The organism is Micromonospora sp. NBRC 110009, assembly GCF_030518795.1.
Classification (GTDB): Bacteria; Actinomycetota; Actinomycetes; order Mycobacteriales; family Micromonosporaceae; genus Micromonospora.
Window position 1 is genome coordinate 5251878 of the sequence record NZ_CP130427.1, and the last position, 14987, is coordinate 5266864.

15 protein-coding genes are annotated in these 14987 nt (G+C 70.9%); 6 read left to right on the forward strand and 9 right to left on the reverse strand.

Translation table 11 applies throughout. The features are described 5' to 3' along the window. Positions 1–7 precede the first annotated feature (7 nt). The gene (locus tag Q2K19_RS24940) at positions 8–850 is read right to left on the reverse strand and encodes an SAM-dependent methyltransferase (protein ID WP_302764224.1); all 843 of its coding nucleotides are present in this window, start codon (positions 848–850) and stop codon (positions 8–10) included. Between Q2K19_RS24940 and Q2K19_RS24945 the strand changes: the two genes are divergently transcribed. Then, positions 840–1268, forward strand: coding sequence for a PfkB family carbohydrate kinase (locus Q2K19_RS24945; protein WP_302764225.1), 429 nt, complete (start codon positions 840–842; stop codon positions 1266–1268). The two genes, Q2K19_RS24940 and Q2K19_RS24945, sit on opposite strands and share 11 nt — an antisense overlap. A gap of 449 nt (positions 1269–1717) precedes the next feature. Here the strand turns inward: Q2K19_RS24945 and Q2K19_RS24950 are convergent, their stop codons facing one another. Next, on the reverse strand, positions 1718–2470 hold the full coding sequence (locus tag Q2K19_RS24950; protein ID WP_302764226.1) for a GAF and ANTAR domain-containing protein: 753 nt from the start codon (positions 2468–2470) through the stop codon (positions 1718–1720). 255 nt (positions 2471–2725) lie between these two features. Between Q2K19_RS24950 and Q2K19_RS24955 the strand changes: the two genes are divergently transcribed. The 3 genes from Q2K19_RS24955 to Q2K19_RS24965 all read left to right on the forward strand — a co-directional run bounded on the left by Q2K19_RS24955 (position 2726) and on the right by Q2K19_RS24965 (position 4136). Further along, positions 2726–3088 (forward strand): STAS domain-containing protein, encoded by a 363-nt coding sequence (locus Q2K19_RS24955; RefSeq protein ID WP_302764227.1) that lies wholly within the window; start codon positions 2726–2728, stop codon positions 3086–3088. A 251-nt stretch (positions 3089–3339) separates the two neighbouring features. Further along, positions 3340–3783 carry an ATP-binding protein gene (locus Q2K19_RS24960; protein ID WP_302764228.1) on the forward strand — a complete coding sequence of 148 codons (444 nt, stop codon included), beginning with the start codon at positions 3340–3342 and terminating at the stop codon, positions 3781–3783. Then, positions 3783–4136 (forward strand): STAS domain-containing protein, encoded by a 354-nt coding sequence (locus Q2K19_RS24965; RefSeq protein ID WP_302764229.1) that lies wholly within the window; start codon positions 3783–3785, stop codon positions 4134–4136. Before Q2K19_RS24960 ends, Q2K19_RS24965 begins: the two co-directional genes overlap by 1 nt. Positions 4137–4156: 20 nt before the next feature. Here Q2K19_RS24965 and Q2K19_RS24970 read toward each other — a convergent pair whose 3' ends face one another. The 5 genes from Q2K19_RS24970 to Q2K19_RS24990 all read right to left on the reverse strand — a co-directional run bounded on the left by Q2K19_RS24970 (position 4157) and on the right by Q2K19_RS24990 (position 10813). Then, positions 4157–5149: a TIGR03842 family LLM class F420-dependent oxidoreductase gene (locus Q2K19_RS24970; protein WP_302764232.1), complete on the reverse strand. Its 993-nt coding sequence runs from the start codon at positions 5147–5149 to the stop codon at positions 4157–4159. Positions 5150–5163: 14 nt separating this feature from the next. Then, positions 5164–6567 (reverse strand): dihydropyrimidinase, encoded by a 1404-nt coding sequence (gene hydA / locus Q2K19_RS24975; RefSeq protein WP_302764234.1) that lies wholly within the window; start codon positions 6565–6567, stop codon positions 5164–5166. Then, a complete protein-coding gene (locus Q2K19_RS24980) occupies positions 6564–7406 on the reverse strand; it encodes a nitrilase-related carbon-nitrogen hydrolase (RefSeq protein ID WP_302764236.1) in 843 nt (280 codons plus the stop codon). The genes hydA and Q2K19_RS24980 overlap by 4 nt, the downstream gene beginning before the upstream one ends. Next, a complete protein-coding gene (locus tag Q2K19_RS24985) occupies positions 7403–8959 on the reverse strand; it encodes an NCS1 family nucleobase:cation symporter-1 (RefSeq protein ID WP_302764239.1) in 1557 nt (518 codons plus the stop codon). The genes Q2K19_RS24980 and Q2K19_RS24985 overlap by 4 nt, the downstream gene beginning before the upstream one ends. A gap of 246 nt (positions 8960–9205) precedes the next feature. Beyond that, positions 9206–10813: a PucR family transcriptional regulator gene (locus Q2K19_RS24990; RefSeq protein WP_302764240.1), complete on the reverse strand. Its 1608-nt coding sequence runs from the start codon at positions 10811–10813 to the stop codon at positions 9206–9208. A gap of 128 nt (positions 10814–10941) precedes the next feature. On the opposite strand from Q2K19_RS24990, the gene Q2K19_RS24995 reads away from it, so the two are divergent. Further along, positions 10942–12246, forward strand: a complete 1305-nt coding sequence (locus tag Q2K19_RS24995) for an aspartate aminotransferase family protein (protein WP_302764242.1) — start codon at positions 10942–10944, stop codon at positions 12244–12246. Then, positions 12243–13733 carry a CoA-acylating methylmalonate-semialdehyde dehydrogenase gene (locus Q2K19_RS25000; protein WP_302764243.1) on the forward strand — a complete coding sequence of 497 codons (1491 nt, stop codon included), beginning with the start codon at positions 12243–12245 and terminating at the stop codon, positions 13731–13733. Before Q2K19_RS24995 ends, Q2K19_RS25000 begins: the two co-directional genes overlap by 4 nt. A gap of 46 nt (positions 13734–13779) precedes the next feature. Here the strand turns inward: Q2K19_RS25000 and Q2K19_RS25005 are convergent, their stop codons facing one another. Both Q2K19_RS25005 and Q2K19_RS25010 read right to left on the reverse strand, forming a co-directional pair. Further along, entirely contained in the window at positions 13780–14175 is a 396-nt protein-coding gene (locus Q2K19_RS25005) for a VOC family protein (protein ID WP_302764246.1), read from the reverse strand. A 22-nt stretch (positions 14176–14197) separates the two neighbouring features. Further along, the gene (locus Q2K19_RS25010; RefSeq protein WP_302764247.1) at positions 14198–14971 is read right to left on the reverse strand and encodes an arsenate reductase/protein-tyrosine-phosphatase family protein; all 774 of its coding nucleotides are present in this window, start codon (positions 14969–14971) and stop codon (positions 14198–14200) included. Positions 14972–14987: the final 16 nt, after the last annotated feature.

Here is a 14987-nt window from a genome sequence, read left to right on the forward strand (position 1 = left end):
CGCCGGATCAGGGCTTCCGGGCCACCGCTGCGTACATGGACGCGTGCGCCGCCGGTCGCCGCTGCTCCGGCGGGTCGTCCGGGCGCCACTCGGTGACCGGGCTGATGCCCGGATCGACGAGCTCCAGGCCGTCGAAGAAACCGGCGAACTCGTCCCGGTTCCGGAACGCCATGTCGATCATGCTGGTGGTGGTGACCGGCGCCGCGGTCGCCGCGATGTTCCGGGGAACCAGCTCGGTGGTCGCGTGGGAGATCACCACGTAGCTGCCCGACGGGAGGGCCTCGATCAGCCGGCGGGTGATCGCGTACGGGTCGTCGGCGTCGGTGAGGAAGTGCAGGATCGCCACGAGCATCAGCCCCACCGGCCGGCCGAGGTCGATGGTGGCCCGCACGTCGGGGTGGTCGAGGATCCGCTGCGGGTCACGCAGGTCCGCGTCGACGTACGCGGTGGCGCCCTCGGGTGAGCTGGTCAGCAGGGCCCGGGCGTGGGCGAGCACGATCGGATCGTTGTCGACGTAGACGACCCGCGACTCCGGGGCGGCGCCCTGGGCGATCTCGTGCATGTTGGGGCTGGTCGGGATGCCCGTGCCGATGTCGAGGAACTGCCGGAGGCCGACCGTGTCCGCCAGGTAGCGGGTGGCCCGCTGCATGAACCGCCGGTTCTCGATCACCGTGGTGCGGATCGCCGGGTACGCGGCGGCGACCGCGTCGCCGGACTTCCGGTCGGCCGCGAAGTTGTCCTTGCCGCCGAGCCAGTAGTCGTAGCGGCGGGCGGGGTGCGGCACGGACGGGTCGATCCGCGACGAGGGCTGTTCGGGCACGGGCCGTACGCCCGACGTCGTGTCCGCCACCGCAACCTCCGGTCCAATGTGGGCCTGCACGGCGATCCTAGCGGGCGAAGCCCCGGCCGGCCGCCCCGTACCAGCCGACGGGCCGCGCCCGTGGGTCGGACCGTCGTGGCCACCACCCTGCGTACGGTCCGCAGCGCCACGGTCAACGACTGGGGCGCGATCGCCTGGTCGGCCGAGAGGCTTCGTCGAGGCGACGCACCGGGCCGGCCTGGCGGTCCTCGACCGGGTCGGCGGCGGCGACAGCTTCGCCTCCGGCCTGATCTACGGGCTGCTGAAGACCGGCGACCTGGCCACCGCGGTGGAGTACGGCGCGGCGCACGGGGCCCTGGCCATGACCACTCCGGGCGACACCTCGATGGCGAGCCTGAAGGAGGTCGAGTCGCTCGTCGGCGGCGGCGGCGCGCGCGTGCAGCGGTAGTGGCCGCACTGCTGCGCCGGCGGATCCGGCGGGAGCGGCGGTGCTGACACGACCGGGTAATGATGCCCGATAACCCGCTCCGGGCGTCCTTTCGTCCGCACGATAGAGCAGCCTTCGACGCAACGAGAGGACGAACGACATGAGGCGTAGGCGTAGCAGGAGGACGTCGCTGCTTTCGGCGGCGGCGATGGTCCTTACCGCCGCGGCGGCCGCGGTGGCCGTGATGCGGGCCAGCCGAACCCGCACCACCGGTGGCCGCCCGATCAGCGACTTTTCTGATCTGGGCGGGCAGGGCTCCGTCGCGGGGCGCGCGGACACCGCAGTGCAGGCCACGACGGGCGCGAGCGGCGTCCGTGCCACCGCGCCGTCGGCGGGCCGCTGAGGTCGGCCCACCGGAGCCGCCGGGCGGCGTGCACCGGCACGCCGCCCGGCGCACGGGCGGTCCCTGGTCAGGAGCGTTGGCGGGGCGGCACGAACTCGGGAGCCGGCTGCGGTGGCCGGCCGGTGACCTGCGTGATGATCTCCACGGCGACGTCCCGCAGTTTGCGGTTACGGTGCTGCGACGCCTGCCGGAGCAGGACGAACGCCTCCGCCGCGGTGCACCGCTGCTGGCCCATCAGGACGCCGAGGGCCTGGTCGATGACGCTGCGGGAGGCCATCGCGTCGGTGAGCTGTTGATGCAGGAGGGCCTGGTCGGCCTGACGGAGGATGACGGTCAGGGCCGCCGCTGCCTGGTCGGTGAACGCCACGGCGTGCCGGCGTGCCGTGTCGGTGAAGGCGGCACGGTGGGTGGCGTACAGGTTCAGCGCGCCGACGGTCTCGCGGCCGACCGTCACCGGCAGCGACAGCGAGCTGACGATGCCGAGCCGCAGGGCGTGCTCCCGGTAGCGGCCCCAGCGTTCGTCCTCGGCCAGGTCGACGACCTCGACGATGCGGCCACGGCGCAGCGCGTCGAGACACGGCCCCTGGTCAGCGCCGTACTGGATCTCATCGCCCCGGGCGGCCAGCTCGTCGCTGCTGGCGACGGTGTAGACATCGCCGTCGCGCCGCATGGTCAGTCCGCACGCCACGGCGGGGGTGACCACCTCCGCCGCGACCCGGACGACCTGGTCGAGGAACGCGTCGACGTGTGTCGAGTCGGCGAGCAGGGCCAACAGTAGGCCGTACGCCGAGGCCAGGTGTGATTGAGCAGCATCGGACACCAACGCAACCTCCTGAAATCGTGTGTCCGTACGGTTCGATGTGGGGCATGAGGTCCCTGCCCGGCTCGGTCCCCGGGGGGTCGCCGGCCGGTGCGCCGGTTGCCGACTGGCCCACGCTCTTGAGGTGCGGGGTGCGCATCGGAGGGGATCCCGCTAGGGTCGAGGTGGGTTCGGACATGAGCCCAGGACCTGCGCCGTCCGCCGACGGCGGGTCGAGCGCTGACCCGGTCTGACATCCTCACCGAGGAGCAGCTCATGTCCGTCCATCAGGTGCCGCACCTGGCGACGAAGGAAACCACCCGCTTGCCGATCCTGTCCCTCGCGGTCGCCCGCGAGGGCCCGGCGGCGGTGGTGCAGGTCCGCGGCCCCCTCGACCTGGACACCGTCGACCTGCTGGTTGAACGGGTGGACCGCGTGCTCGCCGGCCAGCGGCCCCTGGTGCTGGTGCTGGACCTGAGCGGGGTGGACTTCTTCTGCGCTGCCGGAATCACCGCGCTGCTGACGGTGCGCCGGCAGGTCGCCTCGGCCGGCGGTGCGCTGGTGCTGCGCCGACCGTCCCGGATCACCGCTGCCGTCCTCGACATGGTCGGCCTAGCGGACGAGTTCATCACCGAGTGACCTGCCTTTCCCCCACGCCCCTCCGGGGTCGTACACCATGCCGATGCGGCAGAGTTACCCCGGAGTTGATCAACTTAAACGTGCCGGGGCGTCCCGGTGACCTGCGTCTCTCGCAGCGCCTTTTCGCCGCGTCGGCGGGTGAGCCGCGCAGCCTCTGCTCGCGGCGGCAACCTCGTGGACGGCCGACCGGTTCAACCTGTGCGCCGGATGCTGCCGAGGCCGACCCGGGACTGCGGGTGTACCGTTCGGCCATGATTGGCGGTGGCCATGACGGCGACGACCCGGCAGCCGTGCCGACGGACGTGGACACGTTGTTGGCCGCGCGGATCTCGGCTGACCAGGTGTCCGAGCTGCGGCACGCCGTGACAGCGGTCGTTGCGGCCGCCGGGCTCACCGGCGCGAGGCTGGAGGACTTCGTGCTGGCGGTGCACGAACTGGTGGCCAATGTCGTTCGTCACGGCGGCGGCCTGGGAGACCTGCTGTTGCGCCGCCACGAAGACATGGTGACGTGCCAGATTTCCGATCATGGTCCGGGGATGATCGATGGCGTGCCCGGGCTGCCCGGCGCCGACCGGCCGGGCAGCCGCGGCCTCTGGCTGGCGCAGCACCTGGCCAGCGACCTGACCCTGAACAGCACCGCGCAGGGGCTGACCGCCTCGGTCAGCATCACGATCACTCCGGGCGAGGTGGCCTGATGTCCGTTCCTGGCGACCTGTGGCAGTGGCGCTCCGAGGAGCGTGCCGACCGCACGGTGGTGATCCTGGCCGGCGAACTCGACGTGAGCAGCGCCGACGAGCTGCGCCGCCGGCTGGCCGCCACGATCCGGGTCAGGCCCGTGGTCGACGTCGACCTGCGGGGGCTGACGTTCATCGACTCGACGATCCTCAGCGTGTTCATCGGCGCCCACCAGGATGCGACCGGCGCGGGTGGCTCCCTGACCGTGCTCAACCCGACCGGCCACGTCCACCGGGTTCTCGACGTCACCGGCGTCCTGCCGCTGCTCGGGCCGAAGGACGAACCGGGGCCGGCCAGGGCGGAGGCGCAGTAGCAGGGGCCGCGTCCGCCGGCTCAGAGGTGGCTGATCACGTCCTTGCCGTACGCGGACAGGGTCTTCTCCTTGTCGTCATGCATGAGATAGAGGGCGAAGTTCTGCACCCCGATCTCCTTGAGCTCCTGTAGCCGGTCGACGTGGGCCGACTCCGGGCCGACGAGGCAGAATCGGTCGACGATCTCGTCCGGCACGAAGTCGGTGGACGGGTTGCCGGCGCGGCCGTGGTGGGCGTAGTCGTAGCCCGCGCGGCCCCTGATGTAGTCGGTGAGCGCCCTGGGCACGATTCCGGAGTCGCCGTAGCGGGCGACCAGGTCGGCCACGTGGTTGCCGACCATGCCACCGAACCAGCGCAGCTGGTCGCGCTGGTGGGCGAGGTTGGTGCCCACGTAGGCGGGGGCGGCCACGCACATCGTGATGGAGTCGGGATCCCGGCCGGCGGCGGTGGCCGCGTCGCGTACCGAGCCGATGGTCCAGCGGGCGATGTCGGGATCGGCGGTCTGCAGGATGAAGCCGTCGGCCTGCTCGCCGACCAGCCGCAGCGCCTTCGGGCCGTACGCGGCCATCCAGATCTCCAGCCGGCCGTCGCGTACCCACGGGATGCGCACCGGCGTGCCGTGGTGTTCGGCCTCGCGGCCCTCGGCCAGCTCCTTGATCACATGCATCGCCTGTCTCAGGGTGGCGAGGCTCGCCGGCGGCTGGCCGATGACCCGCCGGGCCGAGTCGCCGCGACCGATCCCGCACACCGTCCGGTTGCCGAACATCTCGTTGAGGGTGGCGAAGAGCGACGCGGTGACCGACCAGTCGCGGGTGCTCGGGTTGGTCACCATCGGCCCCACCATGAGGTGCTTGGTCGCGGCGAGGACCTGCGAGTAGATGACGAACGGCTCCTGCCACAGCACGCAGGAGTCGAACGTCCACCCGTAGCGGAAGCCGTTGTCCTCGGCGGCGGTGAGCCCGGCCACGACGTCGCGGGCCGGCGGGTCGGTCTGGAGTACGACACCGAAGTCCACGGCCTCTCCTTCGCTCAGACCAGGTACTGACAGAGATCGCGCTTGAGGAACCGACCGTGCCCGGCCGCGCCGTGGAAGGCGTTGTCGTCGACGACGACCCGGCCGCGGGACAGCACGGTGGAGACCTTCCCGGTCAGCTCCATGCCCTCGTACGCGGAGTAGTCCACGTTCATGTGGTGGCTGCTCGCCGAGATCGTCTGCCGGGCCGTCGGGTCGTACACGGTGATGTCCGCGTCCGCCCCGGGCGCGATGACGCCCTTGCGCGGGAAGAGGCCGAACATCCGGGCGGGCGTGGTGGAGCTGATCTCCACCCAGCGCGGCAGGCTGATCTCACCGCGCACCACGCCCTGATGGAGCAGGTCCATCCGGTGCTCGACGCCCGGCATCCCGTTGGGGATCTTGGAGAAGTCGCCCCGGCCCAGCTCCTTCTGGTCCTTGAAGCAGAAGGGACAGTGGTCGGTCGACACCAGCGACAGGTCGTTGGTGCGCAGGCCGCGCCACAGCTCCGCCTGGTGCTCCTTCGGGCGCAGCGGGGGAGAGGCGACGTACTTCGCGCCCTCGAAGTCGGGTCTGGCCAGGTCGTCCAGGGACAGGAACAGGTACTGCGGGCAGGTCTCCGCGAACACGTTCTGGCCGGTGTCGCGGGCCTGGGTGACCGCGTCGAGGGCGTGCGCGGCGGACAGGTGCACGATGTACAGCGGCGAGCCGGTGACCTTCGCCAGGGTGATCGCCCGCGAGGTGGCCTCGCCCTCCAGCTCGGGCGGCCGGGTCAGCCCGTGCTGGACCGGGTCCGTCTGACCGTTGGCCAGCGCTTGGAGGATGAGCTGGTCGATGGCGATGCCGTTCTCCGCGTGCATCATGATCATCGACCCGGTGTCGCGGGCCTTCTGCATCGCCCGCAGGATCTCCCCGTCCGTGGCGTAGAAGACCCCCGGGTAGGCCATGAACATCTTGAACGTGTTGACGCCCGCGTCGATGCAGGCCTCCATCTCCTTGAGCGACGTGTCGTTGACGTCCGAAATGATCATGTGGAACGCGTAGTCGATCGCGCAGTTGCCGTCGGCCTTGCTGTGCCATTTGTCCAGCGCGGACAGCACGGATGTGCCCTTGCCCTGTACCGCGAAGTCCACGATGGTCGTCGTGCCGCCCCAGGCCGCCGCGATCGTCCCGGTCTCGAAGTTGTCCGCCGAGAACGTGCCGCCGAACGGCATCTCCATGTGGGTGTGGCCGTCGATGCCGCCGGGCACCACGTACTTCCCGGCGGCGTCGATCACGCGGTCGGCGTTGGCGGCCCACTGCTCGGCCAGGCCCGAGTCCGGCGCGGCGAGCGCCGCGATCCGCTCGCCCTCCACCAGCACGTCCGCCGGATACGCCCCGGTGGCGTTGACGACTGTTCCGTTGCGGATGAGGATGCTCACGGCTTCACCAGCGATTCGTAGGTGTCGGGGCGGCGGTCGCGGTAGAAGGCCCACAGGTCGCGGACCTCGGCGAGCCTGTCCATGTCGAGGTCGCGGACGACCACCTCCTCCTCGGTGTCCGACGCGGCATCGCCGACCAGCTGCCCGCGTGGGTCCACGAAGTACGACTGGCCGTAGAAGTCGTTGTCGCCCAACGGCTCCACGCCGACCCGGTTGATCGTCCCGACGTAGTACTCGTTGGCGACCGCGGCCGCCGGCTGCTCGAGGCGCCACAGGTACTCCGACAGGCCCCGGCTGGTGGCGGAGGGGTTGAACACGATCTTCGCGCCGGCCAGGCCGAGGGCCCGCCAGCCCTCCGGGAAGTGCCGCTCGTAGCAGATGTAGACGCCGATGCGGCCGACGGCGGTGTCGAAGACCGGATAGCCGAGGTTTCCGGGCCGGAAGTAGAACTTCTCCCAGAACCCCTTCACCTGCGGGATGTGGTTCTTCCGGTGCTTGCCGAGGTAGGTGCCGTCGGCGTCGATCACCGCGGCGGTGTTGTAGTAGACGCCCGGCTGCTCCTGCTCGTACATCGGCACGATCAGCACCACGCCGTGCTGTTCGGCGATCTCCTGCATCAGCGCGGTCGTCGGCCCGTCCGGGATCGCTTCGGTGTACGAGTAGTAGTCGGCGTCCTGGATCTGGCAGAAGTACGGGCCGTAGAAGAGTTCCTGCAGGCAGACCACCTGCGCGCCCTGCGACGCGGCGCTGCGGATGGCCTCCACCGCGTTCGCGATCATGGAATCCTTGTCGCCGGTCCACCTCTGCTGCACCAGCCCGGCTCGGACGATGTTGCTCATCGGTTATCTCCCTTGGCGTGGCTGGCGCGCGGCATCGACAGCGCCAGGTAGACGAGGAACCCGCCGATCAGCCCGGCCGCCCAGCTGTAGTCGTAGAGCGGCTTGAGGAAGGGGATGAGCCCGTCCTCCGGGAAGGGTCCCTTGCCGGGTGCGGAGTAGGCGCCGCCGACCGCGAGGAGCGCGCCGACGAGGGTGGCGACGACCGCCGCCCAATTCCAGCCGCCGGCGAACCAGTACCGGCCCTCGGGGCGGTAGAGGGCGGGCAGCAGGAGGCGGGTGCGGCTGCGGACCCAGTATCCGGCGATGAGCACGCCGGCGACCGCGCCGAGCAGGCCGCCGTAGAACCCGAGCCAGACGAAGATGTAGATGTTGGGGTCCTGCACCAGGCGCCAGGGCTGGATCAGGATGCCGAGCACGCCGGTGATCAGGCCGCCCGTGCGGAAGTTGACCAGTCGGGGCGCGGCGTTGGAGAAGTCGTACGCCGGGCTGACCGTGTTGGCCGCGACGTTCACCGATAGCGTGGCCACCACGACCGTGAACAGGCCGAGCGCGACGACCACCGGATTCTCGAACTTCGCCGCGAGCTGGATGGGGTCCCAGATGGCCTCGCCGTAGATCACCGCGGTGCCCGAGGTGATCATGATGGACAGGATGGCGAAGAACGACATCGTGGTGGGCAGGCCGAAGACCTGGCCGTACGCCTGCTGCCGCTGGCTGCCGCCGAACCGGGTGAAGTCGGGGATGTTCAACGACAGCGTGGACCAGAACGCGACCATCGCCATCAGCGACGGTGCGAACAGCTTCCAGAAGTCGGCGCCCCAGCCCAGCTTCGACGGCTCGGACAGGATCGGGCCGAGGCCGCCCGCCTGCACCATCACCCAGATCAGCAGGGCGACGGCGACCACGATGACGAACGGCGCGGCCCAGTTCTCGAAGCGCCGCAGGGTGTCCATGCCCCGCCAGATGATCGCCATCTCGATCACCCAGAACAGGAAGAACGAGGCCCACAACGTCCAGGGCTGGTCCATCACCCGCGCCGCGTCGACCCACCATGAGCCCAGCAGTTTGCCGGCGATCGCGTAGATGGCCTCGCCGCCGATCCAGGTCTGGATACCGAACCAGCCGCAGGCGATGAACGCCCGGAGCAGGGCCGCCAGGTTGGCGCCGCGGACGCCGTAGAACGCGCGGGCGAAGACCGGGAACGGGATGCCGTACTTCGTGCCCGCGTGGCTGTTGAGCAGCATCGGGATCAGGACGAGCAGGTTGCCCAGCGTGATGGTGAGGAACGCCTGCACCCAGTTCATGCCGAGCTGGATGAGCCCGGCGGCGAGCAGATAGCTCGGGATGTTGTGCGCCATGCCGATCCACAGCGCCGCGAAGTTGTACGTGGTCCAGGTGCGCTTCTCGATGGGCACCGGGGCGAGTTCGGGGTTGAAGTACGGGCTGTCGGCGATGGTGGAGAAATCACGCAGCTCGACTCGGCCATCGGGATGGGTGATCTGTGTGCCCGGCTCGACGGCGGTGGTTTCGGGGGGCAGGGGTTCAACGGCCATCGGTGTCACCTCCCTGTTGCGCTGCCGCAACAGACGCCGGCCGACCGGCGCGCGTGCTGCGGATTTGGGGGCGGAACAGCACGATCTTTATCTGGGAATGGTGGGTGTCGCGGACCCGTCACGGGCAGTGGCAAAGTGTCCACGCTTGCCATGATCAGGGCACACTGTGTCCACGGGCACGGCCGCACCGGCCTGTCAATCGGAACGGCGGACGGATTCCCGTCGCTTACCGGGTTCCCGGTCCCGTCATGCGTCGTCGTCGAGCTCGTGCACCAGGAGGGCGACATACAGCGATAGCATCGACTCCGGGTCCTCCAGGGACACCCCGAGCACCTGCGCGATCCGGGACAGCTGCTGGTAGTAGGCCGTACGCGAGACGTGCGCGGCGGCGGCCGCCGCCGACTTGTTGCCACCCTGCTCGCAGAAGCAGCGCAGCAGCTCCACCAGCCGGCTGTGGTGGTTGGCGTCCCGCGCCAGCAGCGGGCCCAGCTCGCGGTCCGCGAAGGCCCGGACCCGTTCGTCGTCGCGCAACAGATGCAGCAGGCCGCGCAGGCGCACGTTGTCCAGCCGGTGGTAGAGCCGGGTGCCGGGGGAGCGCAGCGCCGCCCCGGCCACATGCGCGGCCTCGCCCAGGCTGCGCCGCACCTCGGTGGCGTGCGACACGGTGGTGCCGACCGCCACCAGCACCGGACCGGCCGCCGAGCGGTGCACCTCCCGGGCCAGCCGGCGCAGCACCGCGTCCACCCCCGCCTGCCCGGGCAGCGACAGCAGCGCCCGCACCGTCGTGTCGTCCACCACGCCCACCAGGGCGGGAACGGAGACCCGCCGCGCCGCCAACGCCGTGGCCTCCGCCAGGTCGCGCAGCACCTCCTGGGTGGCCAGCGCCGGGGCGCGCGGGGTCACCGTCGCCGGCCGGATCGCCATCCCGACCAGCTGCCGTCGGTCGAGGCCGACACCCAGGGCCGCAGCCCGGGCGGCCAGATCCGCCGGCGGTACGGCCTGACCGAGCAGTTGCGCGAGCAACATGCGGTGCGTCTGCCGTTCCAGACTCTCCCGATCACGCGCCACGAGCCGGTGCACGGCCAGCGCCGACGCGGCCCGCTCGGCGACCACCACGTGCCGGTGCGGCGGAGGATCCGGCGAGAGCAGGACCAGCCGCCCCCAGTCGGCGCCCTGCGCACCGACCATGGTGACCAGCCAGCCCGCCTCCTCGTCGTACGCCGTCCGCTCGGGCGCGGCCACCGACCGGGACCGCTGACCCCAGTCGGCCAGCAGCTCGGTGGGATCCCGGCCGGCCGCGTCGTAGGCGAGCACCTCGTGCCCCAGCGTCTCCAGCACGACCGGCAGGCCGGAGATGCGGGCCACCTCGCGCAGCACCTCGGCCGGCTCCGCGCCGGCCACGGTGAGCGAGGTGAAGGTCTCGTGCACCTGCTCGGCGGCCCGTAGCTCGGCGAGCTGCGCGTCGACGATCAGCGCCACCACCGCCTCGGTGACCGACACGAACGGCGTCTCCTGCGTGAGCGTGATCAGCGGGAGGCGGTGTCGGTTGGCCGCCGCCACGAGCGCCTCCGGCAGGCGGTCGCGCCACCGCCGGACCAGCTCGATCACGAGCCCCGCCGCGTGGACCGCTGCCAGGTCGTCCACGTACCGGGTCAGCGCCGCGGCCTCGTCCGGCAGCGCGATGCCGGTGGTCAGCACCAGTTCCCCGCCGCGCAGCAGGTGCGCGATGTCGGCGACCTCCGCGACGTGGACCCAGCGCACCCGGCCGTGCATGCCGGCCGACCCGGCCACGACCTGCGGCTTCGCGCGCCGGATCACCGGCAGGGCGATGGCTTCTGCGACGGAGGGATACATCGCGGCCCCCTACTGCGGAATTGCACACAACGTAATGGTCCGGCGACCACACCGGTACAGGTTGTGCGTAGCGGTTGGACAACGATTCCCGCCACACTCGCCCTGGGGACGAGATACGGGAGGACGCGATGGCGCACCGCGAGCTGCTGGCCAGGCACCGATCCGTGATGCCGAGCTGGCTGGCGTTGTACTACGAGCAGCCGATCGAGATCGCTGGCGCGCAGGGTCGCCGGGTGACCGATCGCGAGGGACGGACCTACCTGGACTTCTTCGCCGGCATCCTCACCAACGCCATCGGCTACGACATCGCCGAGATCAGCGACGCCATCCGGTCACAGGTCGACACCGGCGTGCTGCACTCCTCCACCCTCTACCTGATCAAGTCGCAGGTCGAACTCGCCGAGAAGATCGCGAAGCTGTCCGGCATCCCGGACGCCAAGGTGTTCTTCACCAACTCGGGCACCGAGGCCAACGAGACGGCCCTGATGCTCGCCACCCAGCACCGACGCAGCGAGCAGGTGCTGGCGCTGCGCAACTCGTACCATGGTCGTGCCTTCGCCACCATCGCCATCACCGGCATCCGCGGCTGGTCGGCCAGTGCGCTCAGCCCCGTCAAGGTGAGCTGGGTGCACGGCGGCTACCGCTTCCGCAGCCCGTTCCGGGACCTGTCCGACGCGGACTACATCAGGGCCTGCGTCGCCGACCTGCGCGAGGTCATCGAGACGACGACGGCGGGCGACGTCGCCTGCATGATCGTCGAACCGATCCAGGGGGTCGGCGGCTTCGCCACCCCGCCGGACGGGTTGTTCGGCGAGTTCAAGAAGGTCCTCGACGAGTACGGCATCCTCCTCGTCTCCGACGAGGTGCAGACCGGCTGGGGTCGCACCGGCGAGCACTTCTGGGGCATCCAGGCGCACGGGGTCGTACCCGATGCGATCACCTTCGCCAAGGGGCTGGGCAACGGGCTCGCGATCGGCGGCGTGGTCGCCCGGGCCGACCTGATGGACTGCCTGCGGGCCAACTCGATCTCCACCTTCGGCGGCAACCCGGTGGCCACCACCGGCGCGCTGGCCTCGCTGACCTATCTGCTCGAGCACGACCTCCAGGCCAACGCCGCGGAGCTGGGCACCCGCCTCCTCGACGGGCTGCGCGCGGTCGCCGCGGCGCATCCGGTCGTCGGTGACGTGCGGGGCAAGGGCCTGATGATCGCGCTGGAGTTCGTCGGCCCCGACGGCGAACCCCATCCGGCGGCGGCCACCGCCCTGCTCGAGGAGACGCGGGAGCGGGGCCTGCTCGTCGGCAAGGGCGGCCTGTACGGCAACGTGATCCGCCTGGCGCCGCCGATGACGCTGACCCGCGCCGAGGCGGACGAGGCGCTGGAGATCCTCACCCAGTCGATCGAGGCCGTGGCCAAGGAGGTGCAGCCGCGATGAGGACCACGCACTGGATCGGCGGCAAGCCGTGGCACGGCGTCGCCGAGCGCAGCGGGGACATCTACGACCCGGCCACCGGCCGGGTCGCCGGCCAGGTCGACTTCGCGAGCGCCGCCGTGGTCGACGAGGCGGTCGGCGCCGCCCGCGAGGCGTTCACCCGGTGGCGTTCCGCCTCCCTCGCCCAGCGGACCAGCGTCATGTTCGCGTTCCGGGAACTGCTCAACGCCCGCCGGTCCGACCTCGCGCAGATCCTCACCGCCGAGCACGGCAAGGTGCTCGCCGACGCGGCGGGGGAGATCCAGCGCGGGTTGGAGAACGTCGAGTTCGCCTGCGGGATCCCGCAGCTGCTCAAGGGCGGGTTCAGCGAGAACGTCTCCACCCAGGTCGACGTGTACTCCCTCCGGCAGCCCCTCGGCGTGGTCGGGGTGATCTCCCCGTTCAACTTCCCGGCCATGGTGCCGCTGTGGTTCGTACCGAACGCCATCGCCTGCGGCAACACCGTGGTGCTCAAGCCGAGCGAGAAGGACCCCTCCGCGGCGAACTTCCTGGCGGAGCTGTTCGCCGAGGCCGGGCTGCCGGACGGAGTGTTCAACGTGGTGCACGGCGACAAGGAGGCGGTCGACCGGATTCTGGCGCACCCGACGGTCAAGGCGGTGTCGTTCGTCGGCTCCACCCCGATCGCCCGCTACGTCTACGAGACGGGCACCCGGCACGGGAAGCGGGTGCAGGCGCTGGGCGGGGCGAAGAACCACATGGTGGTGCTCCCCGACGCCGACCTCGACCTCGCCGCGGACGCCGCCGTGTCGGCCGGCTTCGGCTCGGCCGGCGAACGCTGCATGGCGATCTCCGTCGTGGTGGCGGTGGACCCGGTCGGCGAGGAGCTGGTCGCCAGGATCAGCGAGCGGATCGGCAAACTGCGGGTCGGCGACGGTCGCCGCCCGGGCTGCGAGATGGGACCGTTGATCACCGGGGCGCACCGCGACCGGGTGGTGTCGTACCTGGACGCCGGTCAGTCGGCGGGGGCGCGGCTGGTGGTCGACGGGCGGAGCCACCCGATCGACGGCGAGCGGGCCGGCTTCTGGCTCGGGCCGACCCTCTTCGACCACGTCGACACCGACATGTCCGTCTACAGGGACGAGATCTTCGGACCGGTGCTCTCGGTGCTGCGGGTGCCCGGCTACGACGCCGCCGTCGAGGTGGTCAACGCCAACCCGTGGGGCAACGGCACGGCGATCTTCACCAACGACGGCGGTGCGGCCCGCCGCTACCAGGACGAGATCGAGGTCGGCATGGTCGGGGTGAACGTGCCGATCCCGGTACCGGTCTCGTACTACTCGTTCGGCGGCTGGAAGGACTCGCTCTTCGGTGACGCGCACGCGTACGGGCCGGACGGCGTGCACTTCTTCACCCGGGCCAAGGTGGTCACCAGCAGGTGGCTCGACCCGTCCCACGGTGGGGTGAACCTCGGCTTCCCGCAGAACACCTGACCCACCTGCCCGCTCCGACCGCCGCCGACCTGGTCAGGGAATCCGGTCAGGCAGTGGTGGGCTGGTGGGCGGGTTGGAACAGCTCGATCAGGTTGCCGGCGGGGTCGGTGAGCAGGATCTGGCGCCCGCCGGGTCCGGAGACCGGCTCGCCGCGGAACGACAGGCCGGCGCCTCGGAGCCGGTCGACCTCGGCGTCCAGATCCGCGACGACCAGGTGGATGCGGTTGCGGCCGGGGGCGGTGGCGTCGTGGGGGGTGGCGCGGGCGCCGGAGCTGGCGGGTCCGGACAGCAGCAGCCGCATCGGGCCGCGGACCACGTCGGCGAAGGCGGCCCCCGCGCTGCGGTTGAGTTGGAAGCCGAGGTGGGTGGTGTAGAAGTCGACGGCCGCCGGAACGTCGTCGACGACGTAGCGGACGCTGGCGTACCGGTCGGGTGTGTCCATGGTTGAGACCTCCTTGGTCCGGTTATTGATCGGCGGTGGTGAGCACCGGCAGCAGTTGCCGGATCCGAGCATCGATGTCGGTGGCGGTGCGGACGAAGGCCGGGTATTTGTCCTGGCCGGGCTCGCCGTCGGCGGCGGGATCGGGAATGCTCCAGTGCAGTCGGCGGGTCTGGCCGCCGAACTCGGGGAGGTCTTCCCGGGCCTTGTCGCACAGGCTGATCACGTAGTCGAACCGGCGGCCGGTGAGCGACTCCAGGTGCCTGGGGCGCTGCGCGGCGATGTCGATGCCGAACTGGTGACGCAGCGCCCGCACGGCGTGCGGATGCAGGTGCGGTCTGGGGTGACTGCCGGCGCTGATCGCCGTCACCCGACCTTCGGTGCGATGGCGGAGCAGGGCTTCGGCGATCGGGGAGCGGGCGCTGTTACCGGTGCAGACGAAGAGCGCCGTGCGGCGGGGCAACTGTCGGGGGTGGACCGGCGGGGTCGGCGTGGTTCTCTCCACCCGCAGGGCCGGGTGCAGCGCGGCGCCGGTGCCGGCCAGCGCCTGGGCGCAGCGGTCCAGGTCCAGGCGGTAGTAGCTGTCCCGGCCGTCGAAGCTGCTGCGCCGGGCGGTGACCAGGCCGCCGTCGCGCAGCAGCCGCAGGTGGTAGGAGACCAGATTCTGCGGCTGGCCGACCAGTGTGACCAGTTCCCGGACCCGCAGGTCGCTGCGGGCGAGTTCGGTCAGCAGCCGCCACCGCAGGGGGTGTCCGGCCAGGCGTACGAACGCCGGGGCGGCTTGACTGGACGAGCCCATGCGGTGACATTACATC